Raw genomic sequence first — 16,614 nt, forward strand, 5'->3', positions numbered from 1 at the left:
GGCTGGAAAGCTATCTGGCCAAGTACCCCCACACAGTTATCATAATCAGTCACGACCGGGGCCTGTTAAACCGCGCCGTGGGGTCGATCCTGCATCTGGAAGACCGCAAGCTCACCTATTACGCGGTTCCTTATGACAAATTTGCCGAGCGCCGCGCCGAACGTCTGGCACAGGCAGAATCCGAAAATGCCAAGGCCAAGGCCCGCATCGCTCATTTGCAGAGCTTTGTTGACCGCTTCCGCTACAAGGCGTCCAAAGCGGTTCAGGCGCAGTCTCGCCTGAAGATGATCGAACGCATCCAACTGGTCTCGACCCCGCAAGAAGCCGCGCTGCGCGCATTCTCATTCCCTGAACCTGAGGAACTGTCCCCTCCGATCATCCAGATCGAAGGCGGTGTGACCGGCTATGGCGAGACCGAAGTGCTGCGCCGCCTGAACCTGCGTATCGATCAGGATGACCGCATCGCCCTGCTGGGGAAGAACGGTCAGGGCAAGTCGACCTTGTCCAAGCTGTTGTCCGACCGCCTGCCCCTCATGGCAGGCAAAATGACCCGCAGCAACAGGCTGCGCATCGGATATTTTGCACAGCATCAGGTCGATGAGTTGCATGTGGACGAAACACCGCTGGACCACCTAAGGCGCCTGCGGCCGGATGAGGCTCCGGGCAAATGGCGGTCGCGCCTTGCTGGGTTCGGGTTGAATGCTGATCAGGCAGAAACGCTGGTCGGCCGCTTGTCGGGCGGGCAGAAAGCACGGTTATCGCTGCTGATCGCGACCATCGACGCGCCGCACATGCTGATCCTCGACGAACCAACCAACCACCTGGACATCGAAAGCCGCGAGGCTTTGGTCGAAGCGCTGACCGCCTATTCCGGAGCAGTTGTTCTGGTCAGCCATGACATGCACTTGCTGTCACTGGTTGCGGATCGGCTGTGGCTGGTCTCGGACGGTACTGTCAAACCATTCAACGGTGATCTTGAAACCTATCGCACTATGCTGCTGGCCCGCGACAAACCGGTCAAAGAAAAGCCGCAGACCACAAAACCAAAGCGTCCATCGCGCGAGGCAGTGCTGGCGCTACGCGCGGATCTGCGAAAATGCGAAGACCGGCTCGAGAAGCTGACTGACATGCATGAGAAACTGTCAGCCAAATTGGCGGACCCTGCGCTGTATGAGGACGACCGGATCAGCGATCTGGAGACCTGGAACCGCAAATTCTCAGAAGTGGTCGAGGCTATGCAACGCGCCGAAGCCCTGTGGGTCGCGGCCGCCGAGAAACTGGAACAGGCGGAGGGTGTCGCATGATTGATATGGCATTCTTCATCACGGCGTTCACTACCTTGTTCGTGGTGATCGACCCTTTCGGCACGGCTCCGATCTTTGTTGCATTGACGCAGGATATGGATGCCGCGACCCGGCGCCGTGTCGCGCTGCGTACTTGCCTGACAGCATCCGGCATCCTGATCGCCTTTGCCGCCTTTGGCGAAGCCGTATTGGGGTTTGTGGGAATTTCGATGGAGGCCTTCAAAGTGGCAGGCGGTGCATTGCTGTTCCTGACGGCTTTGGACATGCTGTTTGAACGCCGAACGAAACGACGTGAAGACCGGGTCGAAGAGGAAGAGCACCCTGACCCTTCGGTCTTTCCCCTTGCCATCCCACTGGTCGCCGGTCCCGGCTCTATTGCGACTATAATCCTGCTTGCTGGTGAACATCCCGGCATTCAGGGCATCGCCGCCGCAAGCGCTGTCATGCTTGCAGTGATGGCTGTTGTTCTGTTGTTCTTCCTGTCCGGTGGTCTCATCGCGCGTTTTCTGGGCAAGACCGGCCTGAATGTTCTGACACGTTTGCTCGGCATGCTGCTGGCAGCACTGTCCGTTCAGTTCATCCTTGATGGCCTCAAAGCCTTTGGTTTTGCGTCATGAATCACCATATAGTGGCCAGGTTCGTAATTTCCGGGTGACGGTATGGATGGCTACGATTTCGGGCGTTTGACTTATCTGGTTCTGCTGGGTGCAGCCCTGCTGTTCTGGTTCATTACGCAAAATCGTCAGTCTTTGGGCAAGACGATGCAGCAGGTCATGGCCTGGGTTTTCATCTTCGTTGGTGTCATTGCCCTCGTTGGCCTGTGGGAGGATATTCGTTCCACCGTCAGCCCTGCTCCGCAAATGGCAGTGACAGGCAACACGATCGAGGTTCCCCGCTCCTTTGACGGACATTACTATCTTCCGATGCTGGTGAACGGTCAGCCCATTACTTTTCTTGTCGATACTGGTGCCAGCCAGATCGTGCTTAGCCCTCAGGACGCCAAGCGCATTGGTATCGATCTGGATCAGTTGAACTATTTCGGTCGCGCAGCAACTGCGAATGGTGTCGTTCGCACCGCTCCTGTGCGCCTGGACAGTCTGACGCTGGGTCCGATCACGGATAGCAACGTTTCTGCCTGGATTAACGAAGGTGACTTGAATCAGTCACTGCTGGGTATGGATTACCTGCACCGATTTTCCAACATTCAGTTTGCTGACGGCCGATTGGTTCTGTCTCGATAAGCAACTGACCTGTGCTTTAAGGCTCAATTTCCAATTGAGAACAAAAAGTGAACGATGTATCCTGACCACATGTCTGCACATCTTCTTGGCCGCAAACCCGCGCGTGAGGCGCCGGGGATTAAACTGCATAACGAGATCACATTGCAACTGGGTCGTGTGCATGAGGCCTGCGGACCTGCAAGGCGTAGCTTTGCCATGTGGCTGGCCAGCCAGACACAGAGAGAAGTTTTGTGGATTTCGCCAGCATGGGAGGTGGAGAAGCTGAATCCCGAAGGTATGGCCCCCTTTGCTGATCCGGCACGCTTCTTGTTTGCACGCGCTCAAAACGCTAAGGATTTATTGTGGTGTATGGAGGAGGCGCTGCGCAGCGGTGCAGTGCCTCTGATCATTTGCGATCTGCCAGAAGCCCCGGCCCTGACACCTGTTCGGCGGATGCATCTGGCGGCGGAACAGGGCGGAACGATGGGGCAAGCGCCGCTGGGCCTGTTGCTGACCCCCGGCGATGGTGGTGCGCAAGGGATCGAGACGCGCTGGCACATGGCCCCCACCTATCGAAACGAGGCTACCAGCTGGACTCTGACTCGTCGCCGCGCGCGTGCCCTGCCCCCCGCCACGTGGCTGGCCACCCAGACGGAACCTCGTGCCAGCCTGCAGGTCAAACAGATCACTACTGAAGATACGCCTGTATGACCGCATAAAGATCACAAAGATGAAGGAACTTGTGAATGGCCAAGACCTGCGCTGCGCCCTAGCGTTCAGGCATGGGCCAAACGATATCCACTCACCGCTATCCTAAGTCTCGCTCAACTGCCCAGCGAGGCCAAATACCCGAAAAAGAAGGCAGTAAAATAGCACTGTCCCGCCGAAGCGTGATCGCGGGCATAGCCTTGTTGCCCGTTGCGCAAGTCGCGCAGGCTGCTCTCAGCCCTTACGCTCTGGTTCCTTCCGGCACGACTGTTTCATTTTCATTCAATCTTTCCGGGGTCGCGCAGACCGGCACCATGCCAATTCAATCAGCAAACATCCGGATCGACACAAACCGCCTGCAAAACAGCCGGGTAGACGTCGTCATGAATGTTGCAAAGGCACGGACCAAATTACCCTTCGCACAGATGCCCATGCTGAGCCCGAGCGTTTTAGACGCGGCACGATTCCCAACAATCCGTTTTGTCTCGACCAAGATACAGCTGGGACCAGGGGGGCGTATCTCGAACGGGGCGAGCATCACCGGCAATGTCACCGTCCGCGGTGTCACCCGCCCCATTACCCTGCAGGCCAATCTGTACAGACAATCAGGTTCAGACGTGAAAGACCTTGATCGACTGTTCATTCACCTCAAAGGGGCGCTAAACCGGCATGATTTCGGCGCATCGGGCTATCCCGATCTGGTTCAGGATACCGTGGGTCTGAATATCCGTGCCGAGATCTTGCGCCAGACTTGACCCGTGATAGACAAAAAACGACGCGATAAAGTCGATTAGGTGCGCGCAACCCTGTGCGATACCGCCAAGCTGGGACCGTTATGCGCACGATCATTTCCTTTGCCGCCCTTTTTCTTTCTGTCATTCTGCTGCAGCTCTCGACGGGCGGCGTTGGACCACTGGATGCAATCTCGGGACTGACGCTTGAGTTTTCGACCGAACAGATCGGTCTGCTGGGGTCAGCACATTTTCTTGGCTTTTTCATCGGATGCTGGTGGGCACCGCGCCTGATGGGCAATGTCGGTCACTCGCGGGCGTTTGCTGTTTGCACGGCATTGGGTGCGATGGGGTTGATCGGACACACTCTGACCGACAACCCGTATATCTGGGCAGCGCTGCGTATCGCCTCAGGCACATGTGTGGCTGGCAGCTACACGGTGATTGAGGCGTGGCTGAACGCCAAAGTCACAAATGAAACACGCGGGCGTGCGATGGGCACCTATCGCATCGTCGATATGGGCGCATCTCTTGGGGCGCAGCTGATCATCGCCGTTCTGCCGCCTGCATCCTACGTTTCGTACAATCTGCTCGCCATATTGTGCTGCGCGTCACTTCTGCCTTTGACACTGACCCGCGCCAGCCAGCCCGAGACACCTGATGCGCCACGTCTGCGTCCGAAACTAGCATGGCACAGCTCACCATTGGCCGTTGCGGGCGTGATCGTCGCAGCGCTGAGTTCGGCTTCTTTCCGGATGGTTGGTCCGGTTTACGGACAGGAGGTCGGTCTGGGCGTGGATCAAATTGCCTTCTTCCTGGCATCCTTTGTTCTGGGTGGAGCCCTGGCCCAATATCCGATGGGCTGGCTTGCTGATAAATACGACCGTCGCTGGGTATTGATCTGGCTTTCAATTGCCGCAGTCCTGAGTTGCGGGATTACCATGGCCGCCAGCGGAACCGGCACGCTGGGTGTTATGCTCGCAGCCGGTCTGTTCGGCTTTACAACATTCCCAATCTTCTCGGTGTCCTCGGCGCACGCGAACGACTTTGCCACTACAGAACAACGGGTCGAGTTGTCGGCTGCCCTGATGTTCTGGTACGCATTGGGTGCTATCGCATCTCCCTACATCTCATCGACACTGATCCAGCAATTCGGCCCGGGCGCCTTGTTCGCTTTCGTAGCGCTGGGACATGTGTTCCTGATCATCTTTGGACTTGCGCGGATGCGATCACGTCCAACTCCGGAAGAGCGCACGAACTATGTCTACGCGCCCCGCACCTCCTTCACGATCGGTCGATTGTTGAAACGCTCTCGTGAGGGCAGATAAAAAAAGGGCCGGGATAATCCCGGCCCCTTCATCTTAGTGTTCGGTCCGTGGTTTCTCTTCAACCACCTCGGCCTCTTCCACTTGTTCTACCGATGGTTCAAGCGCGCCGTTGACGATTCCGCCAACGCCCTGCTCCATCGACAGACCCAGCTCTTCACCCAACTTCTTGAGCGCTGGCATCTGAACCGCCATTCCCATGATCGAGTCCAATGCCTGGTTGACCACTGGCTTGTCACCGTTCGACGCAGCACCACCGCCATTTGCCCCACCGATGCCACCAACCTGATGGATCTTGATCGAGTCGATCTTTTCGGCCGGTTTGACCATTTCCGCGATGATCGAAGGCATGGTTTCGATACGTGCCATATCAACCTTCATCCGGATCTGATCCACTGACAGCGCATTGTCTGCCTCAACGATCGCACGCTTACCCTCCGCTTCGGCCAGCATGTCGTTCTTCTTCGCCTCGGCGCGGATGTTAAGCGCGTCCGCTTCGGCTTGCGCTTCCTCACGACGGGCTTCGGCACGGTCAGCAGCAGCCTCTTTCTCGGCCTGCGCAGACAGACGGATCGCTGTCGCCTGACGCTCGGCCTCACGAGTCGCTTCGATCAGAACGATCTGCTTCTGACGCTCGGCCTCAGCCACCTGACGCGCTGTTGCCACAGCTTCGGTCGCCTTTGTCGCCTCAGCACGGGCCAGATCAGCAGATGCACGCGCGCGGCTTTCCTCTTCGGATTTCTGCGCGATGATGATCTGACGCTCCTGCTCGGCGACTTCGATTTCGCGTTCTTTGGCGATCTCCGCATCGCGGATTTTACGCTCACGCTCGATTTCGGCCGCGCGAATGGCTTCTTCACGGGCGATCCGGGCTCGCTCAGTTTCCCGAACCGAGTCTTCGGTCCGTGCAGCAATCTCAGCCTCTTGCGCCACGCGCAGGGTTTCGACCTTCTGCGTCTGTTCGATCCGCGCCTGTGCCTCATCCTGCTCAATCAGCAGTTTCTGGCGTTCTGCTTCCATCGCGGCGCGACGCACCTCGACCTCGGCTTCAGCATCAATCTGCGCACGCTCTTTCTTGGACACGGCGATCACTTCGGCCAGCTTACGCATACCCACGGCGTTAAAGGCGTTATTCTCGTCCAGAGCTTCAAACGGTGTCTGGTCCAGTGCGGTCAGTGAAACGGATTCCAGCGACAAACCGTTCTTCAGCAAGTCTTCGGACACTGCATTCTGCACTTCCTGAACAAAGTCAGCACGGTTTTCATGCAGACCGTCCATGGTCATCTGAGCAGCAACAGCGCGCAGACCGTCGATCAGCTTACCTTCGATCATCTCGCGCAGTTGCTCGACGTCGAATGTGCGGTCGCCGAGCGTTTGGGCCGCGCGGGCGATGCCCTCTTCTGTGGCCATGACCGAGACATAGAACTCAACGCCTACATCGACACGCATACGGTCTTTGGTGATCAGAGCAGCCTCGCCACTGCGCTGAACCTCAAGACGCAGCGTCTTCATGTTGACTGGGCTGACTTCATGCAGCAGCGGTACGATGATTACGCCGCCATCCATGATGACTTTCTTTCCGCCTGCACCGGTTTTTACGAGACTGATCTCTCGGGTCGCGCGTTTGTAAAGACGGCCAAGCACAAGACCAATAAACAAGAGTACCGCTAAAATGGTCACAACTGTGACGGCAAGGAATGGAAGTTCCATGCAATATCCTCCGTGATGGGGTTAGAAATTTTGGTTATTCAGACAAGCCGACCAGAACGAACCGGTCGCGCCGTCGATCGCGCAGCACAAGCACTTCGGTGCCCTGAGCCAGCGCATCCTTGTCCTGCAACGGCTCGGCGCGCAGGTAGTGCGAATTGCCAAATCGGTCAGTCACGCGAACTTCTGCCGGACGGCCCCTTGCGGCGGTGCCTTGGGTTACGACACCACGGCGGCGGGCCAGCATCCGTTCGGACATAGCCTCGGTTTCAGTTTTGGGCAGCAGGCGAGCGAATACTCCGCCGAACCCACGCGCAAACCAAAGGCCAAATGCACCTGCAGGAATTGCCGCTATCCAGGATGGCAGGTCAAAGCCCACCAGATCACGCAGCGCCAGTTGCAGACCCATACCGCTCAGGCCGAATCCGGCCAATAGAACGACAAGCCAGATCATGAAGGGCATCTTTCCGATGCCCAACCAACCGAACGGACCAACCGAAGCGGCTTCGGGCGCTTCGACCTCAACCTCGGCCAATTCGAAATCGCCCAGATCGACATCAGCATCGATATCCAGGTCGAAATCACCGACATCCAAATCAGGGGCGTCGACCATGTCCAGATCGGCTTCCGCCTCGCCCGCCAACAGACTTCCACCCAGCAGTAATGCGATCAGTTCCAACGCAAGAAGGCCGAACAGAAGCGCAAGCGCCATTGTAAAGGGCACAAAAGCACCCTCTAGTAGAAAGTCGAACATCAGCAGGTTGTTCCTATTTTGGTATACATCGGTATACATTTTAGATGGGAAGTCATGACGAAAATTCAAGAGGTTGTGATTCTAAACTTCAACCTATGGGTATTGTGGGGGTCATTCAGGTTGCAATCTGTAATCCCGTATCCAGTGAATTTTTCACTGTGTCGCTGCTTAAAGTAACATCTGTGCCAAAGCCGGGCTTTTGCTGGCCGGTCACATAAGGTAGACGGGCGCGCAGACAGTTACGCGGATACGGAACATGGCTCGAATTCTCATTACCTCGGCGATCCCCTATATCAACGGGATCAAACACCTCGGCAACCTGATCGGCTCGCAATTGCCTGCTGATCTGTACGCGCGTTACCAACGTGGCCGGGGGAACGAGGTCATGTTCCTTTGCGCTACCGACGAACACGGCACCCCAGCTGAACTTGCGGCTGCGAAAGCGGGCAAGCCTGTCGCAGAATATTGTGCCGAGATGTATGGCATTCAGGCGGACATCGCCAATCGCTTTGGCCTGAGCTTCGATCACTTCGGTCGTTCATCCAGCGATCAGAACAAGAAGCTGACACAGCATTTCGCAGGCAAGCTGGACGACGCAGGACTGATCCGCGAAGTCACCGAGAAACAGGTCTATTCCAACGCCGACGGCCGCTTTCTGCCTGACCGTTATATCGAGGGCACCTGCCCCAATTGCGGTTATGACCGTGCACGCGGAGACCAGTGCGAGAACTGCACTAAGCAGCTGGACCCGACCGACCTGATTGAGCCGCGTTCAGCCATTTCGGGCTCGACCGATCTGGAAGTGCGTGAAACCAAACATCTGTATCTGCGTCAATCCGCTATGAAGGATCAGCTGGACGCGTGGATCGACAGCAAAACCGACTGGCCGATCCTGACCACCTCGATCGCCAAGAAATGGCTGCATGACGGTGACGGCCTGCAGGATCGTGGGATTACCCGCGATCTGGACTGGGGTGTTCCAGTTAAGAAAGGCGATCAGGATTGGCCCGGAATGGAAGGCAAAGTCTTCTACGTCTGGTTCGACGCCCCCATCGAATACATCGCTTGCGCCAAGGAATGGGCCGACGCCAACGGCAAAACTGACGCCGATTGGGAACGCTGGTGGCGGACCGACAAAGGTGCAGATGACGTGCGCTATGTTCAGTTTATGGGCAAAGACAACGTGCCCTTCCACACTCTGAGCTTCCCAGCCACCATCTTGGGATCGGGCGAGCCGTGGAAGTTGGTCGATCACCTCAAATCGTTCAACTACCTGAACTATGACGGCGGCCAGTTCTCGACCTCTCAGGGCCGCGGCGTTTTCATGGATCAGGCGCTGGAGATTCTGCCCGCCGATTACTGGCGCTGGTGGCTGCTCAGCCATGCCCCCGAGAGCAGCGACAGCGAGTTCAACTGGGAGAACTTCCAACAGTCGGTGAACAAAGACCTTGCGGACGTTCTGGGCAACTTCGTTAGCCGGATCACCAAGTTCTGCCGGTCGAAATTTGGTGAAGCTGTCCCCGAGGGTGGTGCTTATGGCGAGCGTGAGCAAGCCCTGATCGACGAACTGACCAAACGCGTCCGCGCCTACGAGGGGCATATGGAAGCGATGGAAGTTCGTAAATCGGCGCAGGAACTGCGGGCAATCTGGGTCGCGGGCAATGAATACCTTCAGGCCGCAGCGCCCTGGTCGACCTTCAAGGAAGATCCTGTACAGGCCGCTGCGCAAGTGCGCCTGGGCCTGAACCTGATCCGCCTTTACGCAGTACTGAGCGCACCGTTCATTCCCGAAACCTCGGCCCGGATGCTAAGCGCGATGAATACCCTGGACACCAGCTGGCCGGACGATGTTGCCGCCGCACTGTCCGCCCTGCCCCCCGGCCACGAGTTTGCTGTGCCGGATGTGCTATTCGCAAAAATCACGGATGAGCAGCGTGAGGAATGGCAAAGCCGATTTGCCGGTCAGCGCAGCTAAGTTCGGACAAGAGTAAAAGCAAATGTGGGGGTCGTTCAGACCCCCTTTTTTTTGTTCAAGGGTATAGCACAGAGGTCAATGCCTCGTGTCGGCACGAGCTTAAGTCTGCCAACCTGCGGGGAAATCTGCGCAATCTCTTGTACAACTACAAATTCAAATGCTTGAGATATGACTGCAAAACAGCCATCCTGCCTTAGAATTCCGTCGACTCGGCTCTTCGATAACTCCGCTTCGACGCAACGACTGTAGTTTGAACGAGGCAATTGCCATGTCCCTTGCATTGAAGCATTCAACTTCCTCTTATAACGGCGCGATCATGACATTGTTCAGACGCGCCGCAGTACTTTCCTGCATCGGATTGGCGCAACCGGTTTTGGCGCAAGACCAAAGCGATGCTCCTCCACCCAAAGTTTCAATTGCCGCAGCTTACTCTGAGGAGATTACCGACGAAGCCGTTTTCATCGGACGTGCAGAGGCTATCGACAAGGTCGACATCGTTGCCCGTGTGAGCGGCTTTTTGGAAAGCCAGAATGTCGATGACGGCGCTTTGGTCAAAGAAGGCGATCTGCTTTTTACGATCGAACCCGACCTGTACGAGGCCAACCTTGAGGCGCGCAAAGCAGATCTGGACCGCGCCGAAGCAAATCTGGAACTGGCCAAAGTCGATCTTGCCCGAAAAGAAGAACTCTACAAGCGCGACGCAACCCCGGAATCCGAGCGCGACATCGCGCGGGCAAACGAACTTGTTGCCGAGGCCGAAGTCAAAGCAGCAAATGCTGCCATCCAGCAAGCACAGCTGGATTTGAGCTATACGGAAATTCACGCGCCATTCGATGGACGCATCGGTCGGGTCGCTACCAGTGTTGGTGATGTGGTCGGCCCTACTAATCCACCTCTGGTCAATCTGGTCAGCGAAGCCCCGATTTATGTGAATTTCTCACTGAACGAAAAGCAATTCACGTCGGTTCTTGAGCAATACGGAGAGAGCGCGGCGTCGCTGGCGGAAAGCAACAAAAGCCCCAACGTTCATGTGACATTGCCCAACGGTACCGAACTGGACGAAACGGGCCGTATCGTGTTTGTCGACAACCGCATCGACCCGCTGACCGGCGCAATTACTGTGCGGGCTGAGTTTGACAACGCGCAGCGCTTGATCATCGACGGAGCTTTCCTGAGCGTTGGTATCGAAGCGCTGGAGCCGACACTGCAAGTCCTTATTCCTCAAGCCGCCCTGCAACGTGATCAGCGGGGTGAATTCGTGCTGGTCGTAAATGATAAGCAGATGGTTGAACAACGCTACATCACCACCGGCGACACAGTGGGCTCTGCCGTAATTGTTGCCGATGGCCTGCGTGAGGGCGAAAGCGTAATCGTCGAAGGGCTACAGCGCGTACGTCCCGGCGTAGCGGTGGACGCGGTCGTCGCTTCTGAGCAGCCGGGAGAATAATTGATGTTCTCTGCCCTGTTTATCAGCCGGCCTAAGCTGGCGCTTGTTATCTCACTTGTTCTGACAATCATGGGCGGCATCGGCTATCTGGTACTGCCCGTTGCCCAGTTCCCTGACATCACCCCGCCTGTGGTAAGCGTAACAACCACCTATACCGGGGCGAACGCTGAAACCGTTGAAAACACGGTCGCCGCGCCGATTGAGGCGCAGGTCAACGGTGTGGACGACATGATTTACATGACGTCTACCTCGTCAGACAACGGTTCCTACTCTCTGAACATCACGTTCGAAGTAGGCACCGACCCTGATATCGCCTCGGTGAACGTGCAGAACCGTGTGGCGCAAGCCATGTCGTCCCTGCCTAGCGAAGTGACTGCTTCAGGCGTTGTGACGCAAAAGGCGTCGACCAACATGCTGTTGCTGGTCACACTGACCTCGCCGAATGGCACCTATGACAGTGTATTCCTGTCGAACTATGCGTCCATCAACCTGAAGGATGCGCTGGCGCGTGTTCAGGGCGTTGGTAAAGCGGACGTTCTGACCAATCTGGAATACGCCATGCGGATCTGGATGGACCCGGACAAGATGGCGGCCCTATCGATCACACCTGGGGACGTCATCAACGCTATTCGGGAACAAAACATCGAAGTGTCTGCCGGTTCCATTGGCGCTCCTCCGGTACCTGAAGGACAAACATTCCAATACACGATCAAGACCAAAGGGCGTCTGACATCTGCGACCGAGTTTGGTGACATCGTGATAAGGACAGGTGACGCTGGCTCAATCGTACGTGTCCGGGACATCGCCAGAGTCGAGCTTGGTGCCGAGTATTATGCAGCATCGGGATATTTCGAAAGTGTTCCTGCCACAGTTATCGGCATTTATCAGGCCCCCGGCGCCAATGCACTTGCAGTGTCCGACCGCGTTCAAGCCGAGCTGGAGCGTCTGTCTCGCGCCTTCCCAACTGACGTTGAATACAAGGTCCCGTTCAATACCACGGACTTTGTCGAGCAATCGTTGAATGACGTTGTCACAACCCTGATACTGACGTTCATTCTGGTGATTTCGGTCGTGTTTGTATTCTTGGGCAGTTGGCGCGCGACCATCATTCCCGCGGTTGCGATCCCGGTATCACTGATCGGTACGTTTGCATTCCTGCTGCTGTTTGGAATGTCGCTCAATACGATCTCATTGTTCGCTCTGGTTCTGGCCATCGGTATCGTGGTGGACGACGCCATTGTTGTGGTTGAAAACGTTGAACGCATCATTGCAGATGAAGGTCTGCCACCGGCCGAAGCAACTCGTAAGGCAATGGGCCAAATCACCGGGCCCGTGATCGCGACCACACTGGTTCTGCTGGCTGTGTTCGTGCCGGTCACCTTCATGCCCGGCATTTCGGGACGGCTTTATTCGCAGTTCGCCGTCACGATCTCGACCGCAGTTGTGATCTCATCGATCAACGCTCTGACACTCTCTCCTGCCTTGTGCGGACTGGTGCTGCAAGCACGGTCCGGCCCTCCTAAAGGGCTGTTGGCTGTGTTCGAAGGTTTCATCGGGTCAATGCGCAGCGGTTATGTGGCCATCGTCCGGAAATTGCTGATCATACCCATCGTCTCGCTTGGGATCATTGCAGCCTTCGCATTCGGTGGCGTGACCATCATGTCCAATACATCCAGCGGCTTCCTCCCGCTTGAGGACAACGGTTATCTGTTCGTCGACATCCAGTTGCCGGATGCTGCCACACTGGAACGGACCGAGTTGGTTTCGGCACGGGTTGATGAACAGATCCAACAGATCCCGGGCGTTTCGAGTACCGTTTTGATCAACGGTTTCTCATTGCTGAACGGGACCATCACCAATGGTGCGGCAATCTTTGTAAACCTCGAAAACTGGGATGATCGGCAGGAGGAAGATCTAAGTGCCGATGCCATCCTTGGTAAGGTTCTGGCAATTGCCAACGGAGAGTCCGCAGCTTCCATTGTCGCGTTCAACCCGCCCCCGATTCAGGGTCTCGGTATGTCTGCTGGCGTTGAAATGGAGGTTCAGCAAACCGGTGGTGGTACGCCTCAGGATCTTGCCTCAGCCGTTGGTTCCTTCGTTTATGCAGCGAACCAGCGTCCAGAGATCGGTCAGGCCTATACGACCTTCCGCGCAAACGTTCCGCAGCTGTTCGTCGATCTGGATCGTGAGAAAGCAAAGACGCTTCAGGTGTCCGTGGCTGAGATCTTCCAGACAATGCAGGCGCAACTGGGTTCCTACTACGTCAACGACTTCAACCTGTTTGGCCGCGTCTATCGCGTGATGATCCAGGCGGAAGGCTCTTATCGCGACAATGTCGAGGATATTTCAAACCTCTATGTACGTTCGACAAAAGGTGAGATGGTTCCTCTTGGGACGTTGATCGATGTTGAGAATGTACTGGGTCCGGTTCTGCTGAAACGGCACAACCTGTTCCGTTCTGCGACGGTAACCGCCGTCCCAGCAGAAGGGTTGTCGACAGGCGACGCGATCAGCGTAATGACGGAAGAGTCTGCAACCGCCCTGCCCCCTGGATATGCCTTTGAGTGGACCGGGACCGCTCAGCAGCAGCTGGCATCGGGTGGTCTGGTTGTTGTGATCCTCGGTCTGGCGATCCTGTTCGGGTATCTGTTTCTTGTCGGCCAATACGAAAGCTGGACCATGCCGGTGTCGATCCTGCTATCGGTGATCGTGGCCCTATTCGGGGCTGTCTCAGCGGTTGCGATCGTCGGAAGTGACATCAACCTCTATACGCAGATCGGTATGATCATGCTTGTGGGACTGGCGTCCAAGAACGGGATTCTGATCGTCGAGTTCGCGATGGAGCAACGTGCTCATGGCCTCTCCATCAAAGACGCCGCGGCCGAGGCTGCGCATCAGCGTTTCCGTGCGGTTATGATGACGGCTCTGTCGTTCCTGCTGGGCGTTGTTCCGCTGCTGGCTGCCAGTGGCGCGGGTGCCGCCAGCCAAAAGGCCATCGGTGTGGCCGTATTCGGCGGCATGCTGGCTGCAACGTTGTTTGGCGTCATTCTTGTCCCCGTACTTTATGCGGTAATGCAGGGGATGCGCGAATGGCTGAAAGGCGGCAACAAGGGCTCTGGTCCTTCCGAAGAAGCCGCTTAAAGCGCAGGAGTAGAACGCCAAACGCCCCGCGAAATTCGCGGGGCGTTTTCTTTTGTCTGGCTCAGCTTACTGGGCAGCTGCAACGGCTTTGATGTGATGCTCGTCCATCCATGCCTGAATTCTTGCTATCTGCTCCTGACCCAACCGCAATCCCAGCTTGTTGCGCCGCCAGACGACATCGTCCGCTGTCCGCGCATATTCCTTGTCCATAAGCCATTCCAGCTCACGAGCGGTAAGCGTCGCACCAAAATCTTCACCCAGATCCCCGGCAGTTCGCGCGTTACCCAAAACTGACCGCGCCTCAGTGCCATAAGCACGGATCAATCGGTTCGCCCAGAATTGGTCAAGAAAGCCGTAGTCGGTTAGAAGGTCATTCGTCAGCTGCGCGACACCATCAACGGGAAAGTCGCCGCCTGGCAAAGAAACGCCCGCCGTCCAAGGGCCGGGCAAGTTGGGGAAATGTTCGGCTATTTTCTCCAGCGCACTTTCAGCCAGGCGACGATAGGTCGTGATCTTGCCACCAAACACGTTTAGCACCGGCGCCCCGCCAGCAGAATCTACCTTCAGCGTATAATCGCGGGTGGCCGCTGTCGCGCTATGTGCCCCGTCGTCATACAGCGGGCGAACACCAGAATAGGTCCACACGATATCTTCGCGTGTAACAGGGCGCTCAAAGTATTTTGTTGCAAAGGCACACAAATAGTCCTGTTCTGCTTCGGTACAAACCGGTGGTTCAGAGGGATTCTCGTGATCCTGATCGGTCGTGCCGATAAGGGTGAAATCCTGCTCATACGGGATTGCAAAGATTATGCGACCATCCTCACCCTGAAAGAAATAGCACTTGTCGTGATCGAACAGCTTATGGGTCACGATATGGCTGCCACGAACCAACCGAACGCCCTCGCGCGAATTCACGCGGATTTTGGACTGGATGATGTCGCCTACCCAAGGGCCACCCGCGTTGATCAGCATCCGGGCACGAACCAGGCGTGTATCGCCGCTGTTCTTATCAAGAATAGTCACATGCCACAGATCATCGACGCGCTCAGCGGATTGTACTTCGGTACGCACCAGAATCTCTGCGCCGCGAGCTTCTGCATCCCGTGCATTCAGAATGACTAACCGTGAATCCTCGATCCAGCAATCGGAGTATTCATAAGCAGTTTCAAACTTGTTCTGCAACGGAGCGCCTTCGGGTTCTTTCCGCAGATCAAGTGATTTGGTGCCTGGTAATATTTTTCTGCCGCCAAGATGGTCGTAAAGAAACAGTCCCAAACGGATCAACCAAGCCGGGCGCCGACCATGCATCCAAGGCATAACGGTGCTCAACAAACGCGAAGTCGGTGTATGCGAGTCAAACCGCATGTCGTCGTGGTAAGGCAGAACGAACCGCATTGGCCAGCTGATATGGGGCATCGCGCGCAACAGAGTTTCCCGTTCAATCAATGCCTCACGTACAAGCCGAAACTCGAAATATTCGAGGTAACGAAGACCACCATGAAACAACTTGGTTGATGCCGAAGACGTTGCTGAAGCCAGATCGTTCATCTCGGCCAACGTGACTGACAATCCGCGACCAGCTGCATCGCGTGCGATCCCGCATCCGTTGATCCCACCGCCGATAATGAAAAGGTCGGTAATTCGGGTATCTGGCTGTTCCATGGAACTCGATTCTTCTGTTGAGAGAGGTCGAGGGCATTAACCCTACGCACATTCGTATCGTCAACTTGTATTTTCGCTTTTATTCGCTTTCATGAGTGCAAGCATCAGATCGAAAATACCTGAACGAGCTTTCAGATTAGCATCTGGATCGATCTAGGCCATCAAATCGCTCGCTGTAGTGACGAAACAAATCATTGAATTATTCTGAGAAAAGAACAAAAACGAACAGGTGAATGTTTCACCGGAGCCCTACATGTCCCTTTCCTTTCGCCAGTCCGACATTCTGGAAATCGCCAAGCAACACGGACGCGTCGCGGTCGAAGAGCTGGCGGACAAGTTTGGCGTAACTGTCCAGACCATCCGCCGTGATCTTTCAGAGCTTTCGGAGGCCGGCAAGCTGGATCGGGTTCACGGAGGCGCGGTCCTGCGATCTGGTGTCTCGAATATTGGGTATGAAGATCGTCGCGAACTGAATGAAGATGCTAAATCGCGGATTGCAGCGAAATGTGCAGCCGATATCCCGGATGGCGCTTCGATCTTCATGAACATTGGCACGTCGACCGAAGCTGTCGCGAGGCAGTTGCTGAACCATAAAAACCTGATGGTCGTGACGAACAATATGAACGTCGCCAACATACTG

Annotated in this window: 13 protein-coding genes; 10 read left to right on the top strand and 3 right to left on the bottom strand. The window is 56.1% G+C overall.

Going from position 1 to position 16,614, the window contains the following annotated elements; all coding sequences use genetic code 11:
- The 6 genes from E1297_RS27085 to E1297_RS27110 form a co-directional block, all read left to right on the top strand.
- A partial coding sequence (locus E1297_RS27085; RefSeq protein WP_244327904.1) for an ABC-F family ATP-binding cassette domain-containing protein occupies nucleotides 1-1,304 on the top strand: 1,304 nt, incomplete at its 5' end.
- Nucleotides 1,301-1,921, top strand: coding sequence for a MarC family protein (locus E1297_RS27090; RefSeq protein WP_155143782.1), 621 nt, complete (start codon nucleotides 1,301-1,303; stop codon nucleotides 1,919-1,921). The genes E1297_RS27085 and E1297_RS27090, both read left to right, overlap by 4 nt.
- A 42-nt stretch (nucleotides 1,922-1,963) precedes the next feature.
- Nucleotides 1,964-2,545 carry a TIGR02281 family clan AA aspartic protease gene (locus E1297_RS27095; protein WP_155143784.1) on the top strand — a complete coding sequence of 194 codons (582 nt, stop codon included), beginning with the start codon at nucleotides 1,964-1,966 and terminating at the stop codon, nucleotides 2,543-2,545.
- Nucleotides 2,546-2,614: 69 nt separating this feature from the next.
- Entirely contained in the window at nucleotides 2,615-3,235 is a 621-nt protein-coding gene (locus E1297_RS27100; protein ID WP_155143785.1) for an ImuA family protein, read from the top strand.
- 71 nt (nucleotides 3,236-3,306) lie between these two features.
- Nucleotides 3,307-3,987, top strand: a complete 681-nt coding sequence (locus tag E1297_RS27105; protein WP_155143786.1) for a YceI family protein — start codon at nucleotides 3,307-3,309, stop codon at nucleotides 3,985-3,987.
- 80 nt (nucleotides 3,988-4,067) lie between these two features.
- The gene (locus tag E1297_RS27110; protein WP_155143787.1) at nucleotides 4,068-5,291 is read left to right on the top strand and encodes an MFS transporter; all 1,224 of its coding nucleotides are present in this window, start codon (nucleotides 4,068-4,070) and stop codon (nucleotides 5,289-5,291) included.
- Between the two features lie 33 nt (nucleotides 5,292-5,324).
- Here the strand turns inward: E1297_RS27110 and E1297_RS27115 are convergent, their stop codons facing one another.
- Entirely contained in the window at nucleotides 5,325-6,998 is a 1,674-nt protein-coding gene (locus tag E1297_RS27115) for a flotillin domain-containing protein (RefSeq protein ID WP_155143789.1), read from the bottom strand.
- 34 nt (nucleotides 6,999-7,032) lie between these two features.
- Entirely contained in the window at nucleotides 7,033-7,749 is a 717-nt protein-coding gene (locus tag E1297_RS27120) for an OB-fold-containig protein (RefSeq protein WP_155143791.1), read from the bottom strand.
- Nucleotides 7,750-8,005: 256 nt separating this feature from the next.
- On the opposite strand from E1297_RS27120, the gene metG reads away from it, so the two are divergent.
- The 3 genes from metG (at nucleotide 8,006) to E1297_RS27135 (ending at nucleotide 14,312) form a co-directional block, all read left to right on the top strand.
- A complete protein-coding gene (metG, locus tag E1297_RS27125) occupies nucleotides 8,006-9,724 on the top strand; it encodes a methionine--tRNA ligase (RefSeq protein ID WP_155143792.1) in 1,719 nt (572 codons plus the stop codon).
- 316 nt (nucleotides 9,725-10,040) lie between these two features.
- The gene (locus E1297_RS27130; protein WP_209016018.1) at nucleotides 10,041-11,171 is read left to right on the top strand and encodes an efflux RND transporter periplasmic adaptor subunit; all 1,131 of its coding nucleotides are present in this window, start codon (nucleotides 10,041-10,043) and stop codon (nucleotides 11,169-11,171) included.
- A 3-nt stretch (nucleotides 11,172-11,174) separates the two neighbouring features.
- Nucleotides 11,175-14,312: an efflux RND transporter permease subunit gene (locus E1297_RS27135; RefSeq protein ID WP_155143795.1), complete on the top strand. Its 3,138-nt coding sequence runs from the start codon at nucleotides 11,175-11,177 to the stop codon at nucleotides 14,310-14,312.
- 66 nt (nucleotides 14,313-14,378) lie between these two features.
- On the opposite strand, the gene glpD is transcribed toward E1297_RS27135, so the two are convergent.
- Entirely contained in the window at nucleotides 14,379-15,974 is a 1,596-nt protein-coding gene (gene glpD, locus E1297_RS27140; protein ID WP_155143797.1) for a glycerol-3-phosphate dehydrogenase, read from the bottom strand.
- A 253-nt stretch (nucleotides 15,975-16,227) separates the two neighbouring features.
- Here glpD and E1297_RS27145 point away from each other — a divergent pair.
- Nucleotides 16,228-16,614 (top strand): DeoR/GlpR family DNA-binding transcription regulator (locus tag E1297_RS27145; protein WP_155143798.1); only part of this gene is annotated, 387 nt, incomplete at its 3' end.

Source organism: Roseibium sp. RKSG952 (genome assembly GCF_009711355.1).

Excerpts from the sequence above, each read along its gene's own strand:
- E1297_RS27095 (WP_155143784.1), top strand. The coding sequence starts at position 1,964 with ATGGATGGCTACGATTTCGGGCGTTTGACTTATCTGGTTCTGCTGGGT.
- E1297_RS27135 (WP_155143795.1), top strand. The coding sequence starts at position 11,175 with ATGTTCTCTGCCCTGTTTATCAGCCGGCCTAAGCTGGCGCTTGTTATC.
- E1297_RS27105 (WP_155143786.1), top strand. The coding sequence starts at position 3,307 with ATGGGCCAAACGATATCCACTCACCGCTATCCTAAGTCTCGCTCAACT.
- E1297_RS27120 (WP_155143791.1), bottom strand. The coding sequence starts at position 7,749 with ATGTTCGACTTTCTACTAGAGGGTGCTTTTGTGCCCTTTACAATGGCG.
- glpD (WP_155143797.1), bottom strand. The coding sequence starts at position 15,974 with ATGGAACAGCCAGATACCCGAATTACCGACCTTTTCATTATCGGCGGT.
- E1297_RS27130 (WP_209016018.1), top strand. The coding sequence starts at position 10,041 with ATGACATTGTTCAGACGCGCCGCAGTACTTTCCTGCATCGGATTGGCG.
- E1297_RS27090 (WP_155143782.1), top strand. The coding sequence starts at position 1,301 with ATGATTGATATGGCATTCTTCATCACGGCGTTCACTACCTTGTTCGTG.
- E1297_RS27110 (WP_155143787.1), top strand. The coding sequence starts at position 4,068 with ATGCGCACGATCATTTCCTTTGCCGCCCTTTTTCTTTCTGTCATTCTG.
- E1297_RS27100 (WP_155143785.1), top strand. The coding sequence starts at position 2,615 with ATGTCTGCACATCTTCTTGGCCGCAAACCCGCGCGTGAGGCGCCGGGG.
- E1297_RS27115 (WP_155143789.1), bottom strand. The coding sequence starts at position 6,998 with ATGGAACTTCCATTCCTTGCCGTCACAGTTGTGACCATTTTAGCGGTA.
- metG (WP_155143792.1), top strand. The coding sequence starts at position 8,006 with ATGGCTCGAATTCTCATTACCTCGGCGATCCCCTATATCAACGGGATC.